The sequence below is a fragment of the Synechocystis sp. IPPAS B-1465 genome (genome assembly GCF_003015225.1).
Lineage (GTDB): Bacteria > Cyanobacteriota > Cyanobacteriia > Cyanobacteriales > Microcystaceae > Synechocystis.
On sequence record NZ_CP028094.1, the window covers coordinates 237461 to 253120 of the forward strand.

General features: G+C 47.1%; 15 protein-coding genes. 7 read left to right on the forward strand and 8 right to left on the reverse strand.

The annotated features are described in order from the left end of the window. Nucleotides 1-139 precede the first annotated feature (139 nt). The gene (locus C7I86_RS01110; RefSeq protein ID WP_010871421.1) at nucleotides 140-865 is read left to right on the forward strand and encodes a pyridoxine 5'-phosphate synthase; all 726 of its coding nucleotides are present in this window, start codon (nucleotides 140-142) and stop codon (nucleotides 863-865) included. An 18-nt stretch (nucleotides 866-883) separates the two neighbouring features. Continuing rightward, nucleotides 884-1285: an MgPME-cyclase complex family protein gene (locus tag C7I86_RS01115; protein WP_010871422.1), complete on the forward strand. Its 402-nt coding sequence runs from the start codon at nucleotides 884-886 to the stop codon at nucleotides 1283-1285. 58 nt (nucleotides 1286-1343) lie between these two features. Here C7I86_RS01115 and C7I86_RS01120 read toward each other — a convergent pair whose 3' ends face one another. From C7I86_RS01120 to C7I86_RS01130, 3 genes are all read right to left on the reverse strand, one after another. Next, the gene (locus C7I86_RS01120; RefSeq protein WP_020861389.1) at nucleotides 1344-2738 is read right to left on the reverse strand and encodes a transglutaminase domain-containing protein; all 1395 of its coding nucleotides are present in this window, start codon (nucleotides 2736-2738) and stop codon (nucleotides 1344-1346) included. Between the two features lie 100 nt (nucleotides 2739-2838). Then, a complete protein-coding gene (gene msrB / locus C7I86_RS01125) occupies nucleotides 2839-3369 on the reverse strand; it encodes a peptide-methionine (R)-S-oxide reductase MsrB (protein ID WP_010871424.1) in 531 nt (176 codons plus the stop codon). 33 nt (nucleotides 3370-3402) lie between these two features. Continuing rightward, a complete protein-coding gene (locus tag C7I86_RS01130) occupies nucleotides 3403-4587 on the reverse strand; it encodes an HhoA/HhoB/HtrA family serine endopeptidase (protein ID WP_010871425.1) in 1185 nt (394 codons plus the stop codon). Between the two features lie 351 nt (nucleotides 4588-4938). Between C7I86_RS01130 and rre1 the strand changes: the two genes are divergently transcribed. Together rre1 and C7I86_RS01140 are read left to right on the forward strand one after the other, a co-directional pair. Next, nucleotides 4939-5634: a two-component system response regulator Rre1 gene (gene rre1 / locus C7I86_RS01135; protein WP_106907935.1), complete on the forward strand. Its 696-nt coding sequence runs from the start codon at nucleotides 4939-4941 to the stop codon at nucleotides 5632-5634. A gap of 63 nt (nucleotides 5635-5697) precedes the next feature. Beyond that, the gene (locus tag C7I86_RS01140) at nucleotides 5698-6684 is read left to right on the forward strand and encodes a Gfo/Idh/MocA family protein (RefSeq protein ID WP_010871427.1); all 987 of its coding nucleotides are present in this window, start codon (nucleotides 5698-5700) and stop codon (nucleotides 6682-6684) included. A gap of 15 nt (nucleotides 6685-6699) precedes the next feature. On the opposite strand, the gene C7I86_RS01145 is transcribed toward C7I86_RS01140, so the two are convergent. From C7I86_RS01145 to C7I86_RS01160, 4 genes are all read right to left on the reverse strand, one after another. After that, nucleotides 6700-7248, reverse strand: a complete 549-nt coding sequence (locus C7I86_RS01145) for a spore maturation protein (protein WP_010871428.1) — start codon at nucleotides 7246-7248, stop codon at nucleotides 6700-6702. A gap of 74 nt (nucleotides 7249-7322) precedes the next feature. Beyond that, nucleotides 7323-7934: a nucleoside recognition domain-containing protein gene (locus C7I86_RS01150; RefSeq protein ID WP_020861390.1), complete on the reverse strand. Its 612-nt coding sequence runs from the start codon at nucleotides 7932-7934 to the stop codon at nucleotides 7323-7325. 107 nt (nucleotides 7935-8041) lie between these two features. Continuing rightward, nucleotides 8042-9559: a 4-alpha-glucanotransferase gene (gene malQ, locus C7I86_RS01155; RefSeq protein ID WP_010871430.1), complete on the reverse strand. Its 1518-nt coding sequence runs from the start codon at nucleotides 9557-9559 to the stop codon at nucleotides 8042-8044. A gap of 97 nt (nucleotides 9560-9656) precedes the next feature. After that, the gene (locus tag C7I86_RS01160; RefSeq protein WP_010871431.1) at nucleotides 9657-10109 is read right to left on the reverse strand and encodes a VOC family protein; all 453 of its coding nucleotides are present in this window, start codon (nucleotides 10107-10109) and stop codon (nucleotides 9657-9659) included. A gap of 49 nt (nucleotides 10110-10158) precedes the next feature. Between C7I86_RS01160 and thiL the strand changes: the two genes are divergently transcribed. The 3 genes from thiL (at nucleotide 10159) to C7I86_RS01175 (ending at nucleotide 14181) form a co-directional block, all read left to right on the forward strand. After that, nucleotides 10159-11253: a thiamine-phosphate kinase gene (gene thiL / locus C7I86_RS01165; RefSeq protein WP_010871432.1), complete on the forward strand. Its 1095-nt coding sequence runs from the start codon at nucleotides 10159-10161 to the stop codon at nucleotides 11251-11253. A gap of 348 nt (nucleotides 11254-11601) precedes the next feature. Further along, nucleotides 11602-12657, forward strand: coding sequence for a hypothetical protein (locus tag C7I86_RS01170; protein WP_010871433.1), 1056 nt, complete (start codon nucleotides 11602-11604; stop codon nucleotides 12655-12657). Between the two features lie 42 nt (nucleotides 12658-12699). Beyond that, on the forward strand, nucleotides 12700-14181 hold the full coding sequence (locus tag C7I86_RS01175) for a hypothetical protein (protein WP_010871434.1): 1482 nt from the start codon (nucleotides 12700-12702) through the stop codon (nucleotides 14179-14181). Between the two features lie 116 nt (nucleotides 14182-14297). Here the strand turns inward: C7I86_RS01175 and rre2 are convergent, their stop codons facing one another. Next, nucleotides 14298-15656 (reverse strand): high salinity-induced biofilm formation responseregulaton Rre2, encoded by a 1359-nt coding sequence (gene rre2 / locus C7I86_RS01180; protein ID WP_010871435.1) that lies wholly within the window; start codon nucleotides 15654-15656, stop codon nucleotides 14298-14300. Nucleotides 15657-15660 lie beyond the last annotated feature (4 nt).

A 15660-nucleotide genomic window follows, 5' to 3' on the forward strand; every position in this document is an offset into this window, starting at 1 on the left:
CTATGCCGACACCCCTATTAAATCAAACATTTCCACCGATGCCATGGACTAGAACCCCAACTATGGATTGGTCATCAATTCCCTTAAAATAGTAAGTCCGCTTAGATCAACAAAATCCAAAATTATTGAGAGGTTTGCCTTGCTAACATTGGGGGTCAACATCGATCACGTAGCCACCATTCGCCAAGCCCGCCAAACGGTGGAGCCAGACCCGATCGCCGCCGCTGTGTTGGCCGAACTGGCCGGGGCGGATGGTATTACAGCCCATTTACGGGAAGACCGTCGCCACATTCAAGAGCGGGACGTGGAAATATTGCGAAAAACGGTGCGCACCCACTTAAACCTGGAGATGGCCGCCACCAAGGAAATGGTGGAAATTGCCCTCAACCTTAAACCGGATTACGTCACCCTGGTACCGGAACGGCGGGAAGAAGTGACCACGGAAGGGGGTTTGGATGTGGCTGGGAACTTGAACTATTTGCTGGGAGTAGTTGAGCAGTTACAATCCCGACATATTCCCGTTAGTCTTTTCATCGACCCGGATGTGGCCCAACTGAAAGCCTCTGCCCAAACCGGAGCAAAATTCATTGAATTACATACGGGCAAATATGCCAATGCCCCCACCGCTGACGACCAAGCTAGGGAATTGGGGTCCCTGGCGATCGCCTGTGACATTGCTCTAGAACTGGGGCTAAGGATCAACGCTGGCCATGGGTTGACCTATTGGAATGTGCGCCCAGTGGCGGAATTACCGGGCATGGAAGAGTTAAACATCGGCCACAGCATCATGAGCCGGGCCATTCTGGTGGGCATGGAAAGGGCCGTGCGGGAAATGAAATTAGCCATGTTGGGGCTGCCATTTTAGCGCCGAGCCCATGGTAGGGTGGAAAGTTGGGCATTGACGACCCCACCCATCGACATAGTCAATCAGTATTTATTTTTTATAAAACGTAAAACAAACTATATGGCTACCTATTATTATGCTTTGGCAAGTCAAAAATTTCTCTTGGAAGAGGAACCCTTTGAAGAGGTGCTGAAAGAACGGCGACGGGATTATGGTGAAAAAAATAAGGAAATTGACTTTTGGCAGGTGATCCAACCGGCCTTTCTTAATGCCCCAGAATTAGCCGAAGCTAAAGCTAAAGCTCCCGAAAAAAATGTAGCCATTGTTTCCACCAATAAGTCTTTTATTGTTTGGGTAAAACTCCGGTTGGAATATGTCTTAACTGGAGAATTTGAAGCTCCCTCCGATGCCATTCCTGACCCCCTTGCATCCCTGGATTAGGTTCAATAACCATGGCGATCGGGCAAAACTTTTCTCCCCATAGCTAAGGTCAATCGCCCTACTCGTATTCCAGTAAACTCCAAAACTGATTACTGCCGGGGAACTGGGCCGCTACGGTCACATTGTCAAAGCGGATAATTTCTGAGCCGGTGAAAACGTCCCCTGTGCGGTCTAGGGGAATTAACTCTTGCCGTTGCTCATCAACTAAGACCACTTTTTCCGCCCCCGGCACTTGAAGTTGGAAATAGCTGGCTTGATTTTGGGGCAAATTTCTTCCCAATGGGGAAATTAACCGCACCTGCTTTTCGCTGAAGGTACCATAGGTGCTGGGAAATGCTTGTCCTGCTCCCTGGGCCTTCACATCGTAGGCGATCGCCTGGTAATAGGTATCTTCCTGGGAATTTTTACTGAGAATTAATAACTGATATTCTCCCGGTTGGGGAAAGGCGGCATTGACTGTCACCTGGCTCTGCTGACTTTGGCTGAGGGTATATTGCTTATCTAAGGGTTGACCGTTGTTATCCATTAACTGGGCCACCACCTGCACATCGTTACCCGTGCGGAGAATCACTTCTAAATCCCCACCAGCGACGATGTCATTTTTGGGATGACTAACCAACGCTATTTGATCCCGGAAAAATCTGGGGGTCAACGCGGGTAACTGATCAAACGTTTGGCGATCGTAGGGTTGGGGCAATAACTGCCATTGGCTTTCCCTAGGAAAATGGCTGACAATTAGCTGTTCCGGCGCTGTAGCAAAATAGGTAGGGTTAAATTTAGCCTCGAACTTGCCATCACTGACAATGCCTGCTCCCCAGGTGGTATCGAGTAAATACCATTGACCGTCTATTTTTACCCCGTTCCAAGCGTGGTTAACGTCCGGATCATCCCCCACAATCACGTCTCCCCCTTTGGCAAAACCTTCAATAATGACCACATCTAGCCCCAATTCCTTCGCTAAAGCCTGATACAAATTGGAGTAGCCAGAGCAGATGGTTTCCCCCCGAGCAAGCACTGTTTCCGGCCGGAGATCATCTATGTTGCGGGTTTCCGCCATGGGCACGTCATAGGCAATATTTTGGGTAATCCAGCTATAGGCTAAACGGGCTTCTTCCCAGTCATTACTGGCCAAGGGGCGGATTAAATCCGCTAATTCCTTAACCGAGGTACCCTGGTAGTTGATAGTACGAGCCAAATTATCTAATCTTTCCCCTCCATCCACAGAAAAGCTTTTAGTGTTACCGGCAATGGGATTATCCACCCGTTGAGTTACCACAAGGGTTTTGGGGTTAATGCCCTGGGGCAAATTGTCGGCGATCGCCCCTAGGTTAACGGGTGGCAAATTTTTGGAACCACCACTGGGGCTGAAATACCAAATCCCTGCCCCGATCAAACCCACCAGCATCAGGGCGGGGAAAAAGCCGCCGTTAGCTTTCGGTGACTTTTTAGTCATCCTTCGTCGGGTTGACCGAGGTTGGGGACGGTAAGAACTCACGGTGTAATGAGCGTTGATTAACGCTGAAAAATTGAAGTTGACAAAACCAAGAAAAAACCTAAGCGCCGACAAACTTGAGGGAAACACCGTTCATGCAATAGCGTTTACCGGTGGGCTGGGGACCATCATCAAAAACGTGACCTAAATGGCCGCCACAACGGGCGCAATGAACTTCAGTGCGAGTCATGAAAAAGGATTTATCGACAGTGTAAGCCACAGCATTTTCCAAGGGAGCATAGAAACTAGGCCAGCCGGTGCCGGAATTAAACTTGGTTTCGGAAGAAAATAAGGGAAGCTCGCAACCAGCACATTCGTAAGTACCTAAATCATAGTTTTTGTCCAGGGGGCTAGTACCAGCTCTTTCCGTGCCATGTTTGCGGAGTACTTTATAGGCCTCTGGACTTAGTTGCTGTTGCCATTCTGCATCGGTTTTGGTGACTTCAAAAACTTCGTTTGTTTTAGGCATGATTTGAGGTTCTAGTTCGGATTTAAGTTGGGGTTGGGATTGGTTGGTTGAATTTACATATTGAGCCAGCCAGAAAGCTCCCAAGGAGGCGGTGCCCACTTCTAAAAGGTAACGTCTTTTCATGGTTAAAGTTTGGATGGGTGAGGTACGGGAAACTTAACTGGTGGGATTACGAAGTTGGGCCGTTTGTACGGTTAGGCTTAAACGGCGATCGCCCCGGAGTAGGTCGAGTTTGAGAGCTTTGTTCAAACCGGCTTGTTCTACTATGCGCTGTAGGCGGGCACCATCGCTAATGGGAGTACCGTCCACCGCCACAATGACATCTCCCCGACGGATACCGGCCCTTTCAGCGGGGGTTCCGGGCAAGACCCGCATCACCAAAATGCCATCCACTTCAGGAATGATAAAGGGAGAATTGGGATTGCGATTATTCTGCTGGGCTTGGTCCACCGTGATATTCATCATTTGCACCCCAATGTAGGGATGGGGCACTGTTCCCCCCGCAGCGAGGGTATTTTGAATTGCCTTGGCCTGATCTATCGGAATGGCAAAACCAATGCCAGTGGCATCGGCTCGGATGGCGGTGTTAATGCCAATCACTTCTCCCCGGGCATTGAGCAACGGGCCACCGGAATTGCCGGGGTTAATGGCGGCATCGGTTTGAATAAATTCCACCCGCTTATCGGGGATACCGGCCTGGGCGGCGGATCTTCCCAATGTGCTAATAATTCCTAGGGTAACTGTATTATCTAACCCCACCGGATTACCCACGGCGATCGCCCAATCTCCCACCTGCAGATTACTGGAAGTGCCAAGGGGAGCCACTGGTAGGGCAGAACCCTGGGGCTCAATTTTCACCACAGCCAAATCTGTCACTTCATCGGTGCCCCGCACCTGGCCGTCGAAAGTACGGCCATCCCGGAGAGTCACCACCACTTTACTGGCACCATCTACCACATGGGCGTTGGTGAGAATAATGCCACTGTTGTCGATAATGAAGCCACTACCCTGGCCGGCAATGCGTCTTTCCCGGGGAGGTACGGGGAAGGATCTACCAAAAAATTCCTGGAAGAATGGGTCGTCCAAAATGGGGTCAGTGCGACGGGTTACCACTGTCTCCGTATCGATGCGCACCACCGCTGGCCCAGAACGGGATACGGCCGCCGCCACAAAGCTTTCTGAGGTCAAGGGTACCGATGCCTGGGCGGTAATCACAGGAGCCGGGGGCAAATCGTCCGCCGCCGCCACTGCATGGGGTAAATTGGCGATACCAAAAGCCGTGCCCACTGCAAAAGCCAATAAGTAACCGCCGATGCGGCGTAACCAAGTGGGATATTTCATCGTCTCCAAATACGCATTAGCAAGGATTTACAGAAATTTTCACTTTTGCCATTCTAACAGGGACGATTTTACCTAAGAATCCGTTTTCAAAGCTTTTCCACGCCACTGACTTGTGGGCAATAGACTAGCCCAAGCAAACTTGGGGGCCGGAGTGGGAGTTGCCGAACGGTTTCTTGGGATGGATTGACTCAACCCCGGGTGGGCTTGAGTTTGCTGCGCCCCAGGCTAGTTTTTCTTGAGTTTATCCCCCGTGATAGGCTGATGGGGGGAGGAATCAGCCAGTCTGGCAACCTGCTACGATCGCCTCCTACTAAACCGCCCTATTTACCTTTGCACGACTGCATTACCGCCATGGCAGAACCCATTTCCCTATTGTTAGTTGATGATGAACCCGGTGAACGGGAATCCGTGCAGGCGTTCCTAGAAGATAGTGGTGATTTTAAGGTGGATTTAGCGGCCAATGCCACGGAAGCTTGGGATTATCTTCAGCACCATTTGCCGGCTTTGGTCATTTCCGACATTATGATGCCCCAGGTGGACGGTTATCAGTTTTTGCAAAAGCTCCGGGAGGATGCCCGCTTCCAGTCGTTGCCGGTGGTGTTTCTCACGGCCCGGGGGATGACTGGCGATCGCATTCAAGGTTATCAAACTGGCTGTGACGCTTTTTTATCCAAGCCCTTTGACCCCGATGAATTGGAGGCGATCGTCCGTAATTTATTAGCTCGTCAACAGGCCAGTAGCGATGCGGGCAGTGAATCGGCTAAGTTACAGGAAATTTACCAGGAAATCCGGGCTTTAAAGGAGCAAATTGGCCAACCCAGCGGTATCCACACCACTCCGTCGCCGATCAAGCTGGATTTTACCCCCAGGGAACAGAGCGTTTTAGATTTGGTTTCCCAGGGCTTAATGAACAAAGAAATTGCGGCCCAGTTGAAGACCAGTGTCCGCAACGTGGAAAAGTATGTCAGTCGTTTATTTACCAAAACTGGGACTAATAGCCGCACTGAATTAGTTCGTTTTGCCCTGCAACACGGCTTAACAGAATAACTATGACAAGTTCGCAGCAATTATTTGGTTGAGCCAGTCTTTTTTGATTTTTCCCAAGGTACTATGTCTGAAAATTTTGCAGTTGCTACGCCGGTGCGGGTCGGAATTGTCGGTACTGGTTATGCGGCCCAACGTCGGGCGGAAGTTTTCCGGGGCGATCGCCGTAGTCAATTGGTTAGTTTTTGGGGCAATAGTGAAGCCAATACAGCTAAATTTGCCGATACTTTTGGAGTTAGACCCCAGCAATCTTGGCAGGCATTAATTAATGATCCAGAGATAGATTTAGTGCTCATTGCCACCATTAACCAACTCCATGGGGCGATCGCCGAGGCGGCATTGCAAGCCGGTAAACATGTGGTGTTGGAATATCCTTTAGCGTTAACCTATGCCATGGGCAAAAAACTACAACAGTTAGCCCGGGAAAAAGGTAAATTACTGCATGTGGAACATATTGAACTATTGGGGGGAGTACACCAAGCCATTCGCCAGAACCTAGGCAAAATTGGTGAGGTTTTTTACGCCCGCTATAGCACCATCATGGGACAAAATCCCGCTCCCCAACGTTGGACCTATCACCATCAGCAATTTGGCTTTCCTTTAGTGGCGGCCTTGTCCCGCATCAGTCGGTTTACGGATTTATTCGGTACAGTACAGCAGGTGGATGCCCAATGTCGTTTTTGGGATCAGCCTAATCCGGAATATTTTCGGGCTTGTTTAGCCACCGCCTATCTCCAGTTTAATAATGGTCTTAAAGCGGAGGTTATCTATGGCAAAGGGGAAGTTTTTCACCAGAATGAACGGATTTTTACCCTCCATGGCGATCGAGGCACCTTAATTTTTGTCGGGGAAACAGGTAGGTTAATTCAGGGACAAACGGAAACTGAAATTACCGTTGGTAGTCGTCGAGGACTGTTCAGACAAGACACGGAAGCAGTGTTGGATTATCTAACCACTGGTAAGCCCCTTTATGTGGATTTAGAAGCTAGTTTATATGCTTTAGAAGTGGCGGATCTCTGTGCCCAAGCTTGTGGATATAAGGTTGAAAATTAGCGGAAATATCGGCAGTTAGCCAAACAAAAATTGGCAGATATAAACTGCTGAAAAAATCCCCACTACATCGGCCGTCAGCCCGGCCAGAAGGGCATAGCGAATTTTTTTAATGCCCACTGAACCAAAATAAACCGCCAGTACGTAAAATGTGGTTTCCGTAGAACCAAACATGGTGGCCGCAGTTTTCGCAATCAAGGAATCGGGGCCATGTTGTTCTACCAAGTCAGCAAACAAACCAAAGGAACCACTGCCGGAAAGGGGACGCATTAGGGCCAACAGTAAGTTCTCCGGCGGAAAATTGACCAAACTCAACACTGGGCTAAGCACCGTCAGCAATAAATCCAGCATGCCAGAAGCCCGAAACATGGCGATCGCCACTAGCATAGCCACTAGGAAAGGAATAATCCTCACGGCAATGGTGAAACCTTCCTGGGCTCCGTCCACAAAAACTTCGTAAACTTTAACTTTTTTGACCACCAGGCCATAAAAGGGAATGCCACAGAGCAAAAAGGGAATAACATATTTTGCTCCAGCATTAAAAATATCAGCGACGGATTCGAGCATTATTTTTCTATATCCTGGGGGAAGTAAAAAGCACTAACAATTAGTTCTTATAGTTTTTATATTTATCAAACAAGTTAATTAAATTCTTCTTCTGGTTCCACCGTAGCAGGCAAAGCAAATATCTTAAGTCGGGCTAAAAGTTTAGCTGCAATAATGGCTGTTGCCGTGGAACAAGTAGTAGCCAAAATTGTTGAGAAAAAAATGTCATTGGCCGCCGTCCCCATTAAACCCACCACCGTAGCAGGCAAAATTAATTGCACACTGGAAGTATTAATAGCTAAAAACATACACATGGCATCGGTGGCGATACTTTTATTGGGATTGATTTCCTCCAACTCCTGCATCGCTTTTAAGCCCAAAGGGGTGGCCGCATTACCTAGTCCCAAAATATTGGCGGACATATTCAACACAATGGAACCGATCGCCGGATGCTCTGGGGGCACATCGGGAAAGAGTTTGATAGTGATGGGTTTAACCAGCTTGGCAATTAATTCCACCAAGCCGGCCGCTTCAGCAATTTTCATCATGCCCAACCACAGGGCCATAATGCCAATCAAACCAATGGAAAGTTCCACCGCTGTCCCGGCACTTTCAATGGCGGCCTCCGTCACTGCTTCAATTTTGCCCGTCACCGTCCCGGCTATCACCGATAGCAAAATAATTGCAAACCAAATGTAGTTGAGCATAACCCCTAGGGTAAACTTCCCCATCCCAGACGGGGAAAGCACGAGCCTTGTTTCAATCGGGGTTACGCCAAGGCACTCCCAAATGCCCCAAACCTATGGGCTTGTCCCTAGTCTGTGTGGTAAATGCGCCGTCCGTAAAGCTCCGTAATGAAACTCAAATGCCCCGATAGCCAATCGTTGAGTTGGTCGGGATGGTAACGCCAACCCCAGTTGCCCGCCGCAGTGCCCGGTAAGTTCATGCGACAGTCACTACCCAAACCGAGGATGTCCTGGAGGGGAAAAATTGCTAGGGCCGCCACCGAACTGGACGCTAGGCGAATTAAGCTCCAATGGATACCTTCGTTGCACACACAGCCGAGGTAATTGATCACCTTTTGCTGATCATCCTCTGACCGTTCCTGAAACCAGCCCACGGTGGTGTCGTTGTCGTGGGTGCCGGTATAAACCACCGCGTTGCCATTGCTGTAGTTGAAGGGCAGAAAGGGATTACCCCGGTCGGAGTCAAAGGCGAAATGGAGCACTTTCATGCCGGGAAAGTTAAATTCATCCCGTAGCGCTTCCACTTCCGGAGTAATTACCCCCAAATCTTCGGCCACAATGGGTAAATTATCACCCAGGGCTTTCCCTAGGGCTTGGAAAAATTCCTTGCCGGGGGCTGGATACCATTCGCCATTTTCAGCAGTTTTTTCCCCTTGGGGCACTCCCCAATAGGACTCGAAGCCCCGGAAATGGTCAATGCGGACAATGTCTAGATATTGCAGATTGGCTTTAAAACGCTTAATCCACCAGGCAAAGCCCGTAGCTTTGAGGGTTTCCCAGTCGTACACAGGATTACCCCAGAGTTGCCCTGTGGCACTGAAATAGTCCGGTGGTACCCCGGCCATCATGGCCGCTTCTCCGGTTTCCGGATCAAGGCAAAAGTTCTCTGGATTGGCCCAAACGTCAGCGCTATCGTGGGCAACGTAGATGGGTAGGTCCCCAAAAATGGCTATGTGCCGTTGGTTAGCGTAGGCTTTGACTTCCTGCCATTGGCGAAAACCAAGAAATTGCAAAAATTGATGGTATAAAACTTCCGTTTTCAGGCGATCGCCCCAGATTTTCAGGGCTTCCGGTTCCCGCCAGGCAATGTCCTTGTCCCATTGATGCCAACCGGCTCCATTGTGGGCTTCTTTGATGGCCATGAACAGGGCGTAATCTGCTAGCCAATCACTTTGGGCTTGGCAAAATTCTGCAAATTCCTGCTCAATTGCTAGCTCTATGTTGGTACGGAACTGGGCAAAGGCCTGTTTTAAAACTTGGGATTTGTAGGCGATCGCCTGGTCATAATCCACCCTGGGGTTAGTAAATGGGGGGGCTTGGTCTAATAAACTCGGTGGCAAAAATCCTTCTTCAGCTAGGCGATCAAGGCTAATCAACCAAGGATTAATTGCTAGGGCAGAATAGCAAAGGTAAGGGGAATTGCCGAATCCGGTGGGGCCCAACGGCAATATTTGCCATACACTCTGGTCTGCGTCCGCCAAAAAATCGATGAACTGAAAAGCACCGTCCCCCAAGTCCCCAATGCCGAAACGACTGGGCAAGGAGGTGGGATGGAGCAGAATACCGCTACAGCGTTTATCTAACATGCAAGCCTAGGAAGGAAAATCTCTTTCCAGATTTAACATATCCAACGGGCCAAGAAATGACTTTACTGGTTTTGGCGGCGCTACTGTCAAGATGTGCCTATAAACCCATGGGATCACAGCGAATTTCCACCTGAAAGCCATCCGGGTCATAAAAATAAATTCCCCGGCCCGTCGGCCTGGTCACGGGGCCCGATGCAATGGTCACTCCATGGGCTTCCAACACGGCGATCGCCTGGTCAAACTGTTCCGGGGCAATGTCAAACGCCAAATGATCGGTGCGAGTGAAGGATTGGTGGGGATCTACTGCCGGGGGAGATAAATTCGGTGTGGCAAACAGATCAATTACGGTGCCATCGGGGGTGATGAAATTGCTGACCTTTCCCTCTTCCACCATGGTTTTGAGGGTAAGGGGAATTTCTTCTCCCGCCAATGGTTTCAACCCCAAAATATGGCCGTAAAAGTGGCAGGATTTTTCCATATCTTTAACGTTCAAAGCAATGTGGTGCACACGCCGTAAACTACCCATAGGTAAACCAGAAGAAAGGGTCATGGTGAGAGAAAGGGCTCAACGATCAACACTGTCCCTGTTTTAATGGTTGATGGGCGGTTCTGCCAAATTTTTGTCGCCAACTTCCACTTCTCTTCTGCCTTTGTCTCAATCATTTCCACCCAATTTATCTACTCCGTCCCAGCCTGACCAAACCATTGGGGAGTTAGGAGAACAAGCTCTGTTGGCCCAACTACAAAAATTTTCCCCGGCGGAGATAACGGGGGACGATGCCGCTGTGTTCGATTTACCCAACTCGGACTCCCTGGTAATCAGCACGGATATGTTGGTGGAAAATGTCCATTTTAGTGACCAAACCACCTCCGCTTTTGACGTGGGTTGGCGGGGAGCAGCGGCCAATTTATCGGATTTAGCAGCCATGGGGGCCACACCGACGGGTATTACTGTGGCTTTGGCTTTGCCTCCCTCCACTCCGTTGGCTTGGATTTTAGACGTTTACAAAGGTTTGACGGCTTGTTTAGAGCCTTGGCGGACTCCAATTCTGGGGGGGGATGTTTCCCGATCGCCGCTTAAAACTATTAGCATTACGGTTTTGGGTCAAGTGCCCCAGGGTAAAGCCTTGTATCGTCACCAAGCCAAAGTGGGGGATTGGATTATTGCCACCGGCGACCATGGAACGTCTAGAGCTGGCCTGGAATGTTTACTTCATCCGCACAAGACTGAGCATTTACCACCAGAACAAAAACTAATTTGGCAACGGGCCCATCAACGGCCCCAACCCCGCTTAGATTTAGTGCCCTCCCTTCTTAGCTTGGAAACGAGCATTGGCGCCATGGACAGCAGTGACGGCCTCGCTGATGCTGTATTGCAAATTTGTCGGGCTAGTCAGATGGGAGCGGAGTTATGGGCGGAAAAACTCCCCATCCCCCAGGGGTTGACCGATTGGGTCGGTCTGGAAACTGCCAGGGAATGGACTCTCTATGGCGGTGAAGATTTTGAATTAATCCTCGCGATTCCCCCTTTGGAAGCACAAAAATGGCTCATGGCGATCGCCTCTTTGGATTTATCCCCCAACCGTTCTCCTCGAGTCATTGGTCAAATCACCAATGGGACTGAGGTGTTATTAGTGCTGGAGGAGGAAAGGGTAGAAAAATTATCTCTACAGCGGGGATTTCAGCATTTTTAGTTTTGATAACATCTTTCGCTGCTAGATGCAAAAAAAGTTTAGTAAATTTCTACGAATCAGAGAAACTGATCTTGAAGAAGTGGTATTTTTTCAGACTTAGGCCAAAAAGTGTGAAGATAAATTACAATACTTATGGTATTTAAGTATTATTAAAAGCTTTTATGGATCAGCGTTATAACCGCTTTACACGTATCAGGTTGATTCGGAATGGGTTCTAGCCCGATAGAGAGATAAATATTAGCCCCCAGACTTGTTTTACTAAGTATTATTTAAATATCTACCAAAGGGATGATGGCAGAAGAATTTTGGTATATAATGCCGCCATGATCCAATTACCAAAATCCTCCCATGGTTAGAGCTATACGTCCTCCCATTGTGCCTACCCTAAAAAAGACTTGGTGGCAAAAAGGGGTTTTTAGTGCGGAAAATGGATTCGGTCGTTGGTTTCAACGGGTTTTCGGTCGTTACTTCCAGGGAAAAGAGTTAGTTTCGGAGAGTTCTTTGTTTCTCCATCAGCGGGCCATGGAGGAGGCGGGGATTTTGGGTCGGAATGCGGAAGCCCTCGACAACGAAAAATTTGGCAAGAAAGAATTCTTAGTATTAGTTCGACTCCGTTACATCCTGGCCAAAAATATCGGTGAATATAAGGGACTTAATAATAGTGTAGAACTACTTCAGGCGGCGATCGACGCCAAGGACAGCTTCATTACCATAGACCAAGCAGAACATCGTTTCCGGGGAAGCAAGCAACAGGAACTGTATCGTTTTACCGACGATCTGCTTAAACGTTTTGAAAACACCAAGCAATTTCGCCAAGAGGTTAATGAGCGCTTCTCCGAGGCAATCCCTAATATCCAAACAGAGGAAGGACGGGTGGCAATGGAGAGCTATGCTACCCATTTGAATCGACTATCAGAGAAACCTTTGGGTCTGAAACTTCTGTCTCTGTTCAAAGCTTATCATTTGGGAGATTATTCGATTCTTCGTCAAATTTCTGATTTAGTGCAGGGTCTGAACAAAAGTGATTTGCATGAATATGAAACTCTTGTGCCGCTGGTGAAAAAAAATTATTCAGTTTTTGAAAAATTGGGACAAATCATTAGCTTGCCCAGTGAAAAAAGTGAACCGGATACCTTTGCCAAAATGACTCAAATATTAGCCCTGAATTATAAATATCGCCTTTCCTTTGGACAATTTGAAGACTTGTTGGGCATGATGAAACGTTGGTATCGACCCTATCAAACCATTATCAACATCCGTGAAACCCATCCACCTCAGCAGTATCGACAACCAGACCAATTTCAGGATTTGATTGCTGGTGAAAAAGTTTATTTAAAGTATAGAAACTGGCTAACGGATAAAAAATCTGGCATGGTATTTTTAGATTTTGAAGACGAAGATTGATTGATTTTTTCGTTTTTTAATTATTCCCTTGCTAATATTATTATGAACTTTTATATTGCTCAAGCTAAGCCTTCGCCTTCTCCCGAAACTGAGACAGATCAATCATTTTGGGACAGAATCAAGTCTTTACTCAACTTTGCCCAAAACAAGCCTGCAGATAAGATTAATCAACAGTTACAAGACCGCTACCATGGCATTATTCCCCCAGAAGAATTACAAGATAAAATCACTGCTGGAGAAAGGGAGGCATTGGCACAACAACTAAGTGAAGGCGGGGAAATGAATTTGGATGCCATCCGAACCGAAGGGTCAGGGGCAGAACTAGATGCTAAACTTAACCAGATTGTCGCCATTGGTGGGGAAAATTTAGACGGAAGTGGTAGTGGTACTTTAAATTTCAGTAGTCCCTATGTTTTTGGCGGTGGATTAGTCGGCTTGCTGGTGTTGGTATGGTGCCTGCAATCTCTGAATACTTGGTCAAATTTACGGGAAAAATTGATGGGGGAAGAGGGAGTCTATTATCAAATTTTAGAAAAGTTTGGCAAAGCTAAACCTAAGGTTTCTGAAAGTGATTTATTTCTCTATAACAAAGCTTTGGTGGAGTTAGAAAAGCAGGCTAAAAAAGCTATCAGTATTGACAACGACAAATTTAGCAGTAATGAATTTCTTGTTTTTGCTAAAATCCGCTATTCATTCAACAATGATGTAGGGGATTACCAAGGCTTAAAAACTTACTTACAAACTTTACAATCCGCTATTAAAGCTCAGGCTAGCTATTTAATTTTGGGGCAGGTGGAAAGCAGTTGTAGGGGAACGAAACAGCAACAGTTTTATGATTTTTGCCATCAATTACTCCATGATGATCTATCTGGGCAAGAACTGCGGCTTCAAGTCAAAGAAAAGCTTGAAGAAGTACTCAGTGTTGCTAAAACTGATGTAGGAAAAGCTAACTTAGAAAAGTATGCAGATGAAATTGGGAGGCTAGCAGATGATCCCCAGGCGATCGCCATTATGAATCGGTTTAAGGGAGAGCAAGAGGACGATTACGCCACAATGAAAAAGGTGGTAGATATTATCGGTTGTTTCAATCAGGAAGAAGTTAGTGATCGTCGTATTGTTATGCACACGACCATGGAACATTACGACGATTTTGAACACCTAGCAGACATTATTGACTTGCCAGAAGGAAAGCGGAGTCCTGATACCTATTCTCGTCTGTTACAGTATCTAGCCCTAGAACAGCGTCACCAATGGTCTTTTCTGCAATTTCAAAATTTGGTGGAGGTTTTACGACAATGGCACAAGCCCTTCCGGGCAATTGTCAATATTCGTCAAAAATACCCTGGGACAGAATTCCGTCGACCAGCAATTTTTAAGGAACCCATTGCCGGTTTAACTTTGTACGAAAAGCATCGCAATGCCTTGATGGATAATAAGACCGGCCACAGTTTTATTGCTTTTGAAGATGAAGGGGATGACTCAGAAGATTTGACCGCAATCCCCATAGCGCCAATTCCTTCTTAGAATGTGTTTGGAAAGTTTTATTCTGCCCCCTAAATTCCCCAATAATGGGGGACTTGCACTCAGTTTCCCCCCAAATTTGGGGGCCAGGGGGGCTTTTCAAACAGGCTCTTAGGCCATTAGGCGATCGCCCGGTTGCGTCCTTGGGATTTAGCACTGTATAAAGCCTGATCTGCTTCACTAATAATTCTTTCAATGGTGTCTTCCGGCATGGGAATTATACTACTAACACCAATGCTAATAGTCACATATTTACTGACTGAAGAACCTTCATGGGGAATGGCCAAAGCGGCGATCGCCTGGAGCATATTTTCCGCCATGGCTAAAGCATCTTGCCGATTTGTATTAGGTAAAACTATGACAAATTCCTCGCCGCCGTAACGGGCTACTAAATCAGTAATGCGTTTAGCAATATCCACCAAAGTATTGGCTACTTTTTGCAAACAATCATCCCCCTTTTGGTGACCATAGAGATCATTATAAGCTTTGAAATAATCAATATCGACCAAAATCAAAGACAATGGTTTTTGTTCCCGGCAATGTCTTTGCCATTCCTGGGCTAAATACTCATCAAAGCGACGGCGGTTAGCAATGTGAGTTAAACCATCAATATTGGCTAATAGTTGCAACTGCTGATTTGCCGCTTGTAATTCCAATTCCATCCTTTTTCGATCAGTAATATCTCGCACCGTGACAGCAAAACCATCCCCTAATTTAACTGCTACAAAATGATACCAATCAGAATTAGCAATGGGAAAATAAATATCTTGGGTTAAAAAAGTACCCGTCTCGACCAAATTAACAAACTGGTCAAAAAGTTGGGGATCTAGGCGTTGTAAAAAACGCTTCAGTAATACCCGACCAATTAAATCTTCCCGACTCCGATTAAAAGCTTTGGAAAGAATGGGATTAATTACTAAACAACGAAAATCTTCAATATCTCCCGTTTGGGGATTACGCACCGCTTGCATGGCCGCAATGCCATCTAAAGCAGAATTTAAAACACTGGAAAGTAGGGCCCTCGATTGGTAGAGGACTTCTTCTGCTTCCCGGCGTTTTCTTACTTCTCTTTTGAGGGCAATCCGTTGCCTTTGAATGGTAAACTGACCCTCTATGCGAGCCACCACTTCTTCAATTTGAAAAGGTTTGGTGATGTAGTCTACTCCACCACATTCAAAAGCTTTAACCTTATCAAAAGTATCCCCTAGGGCACTAATAAAAATGATGGGGATATCCTGTAATTCTTCTTCTTTTTTAATCATTTCACAGACTTGATACCCGTCCATATCTGGCATTTTAATATCAAGTAAAATCAAGTCTGGACGTTTGACTTGTAAGGTTCTAAGGGCCATTTTGCCACTGGTAACACTCCGCACCGTGTAGCCCAAATTTATTAGTAAATCACTCAACAATTGTAGGTTGTTGGGTAGGTCATCTACCAACAGGATATTTCCTTTTTTTTCATCGGTATTTTCCATAATA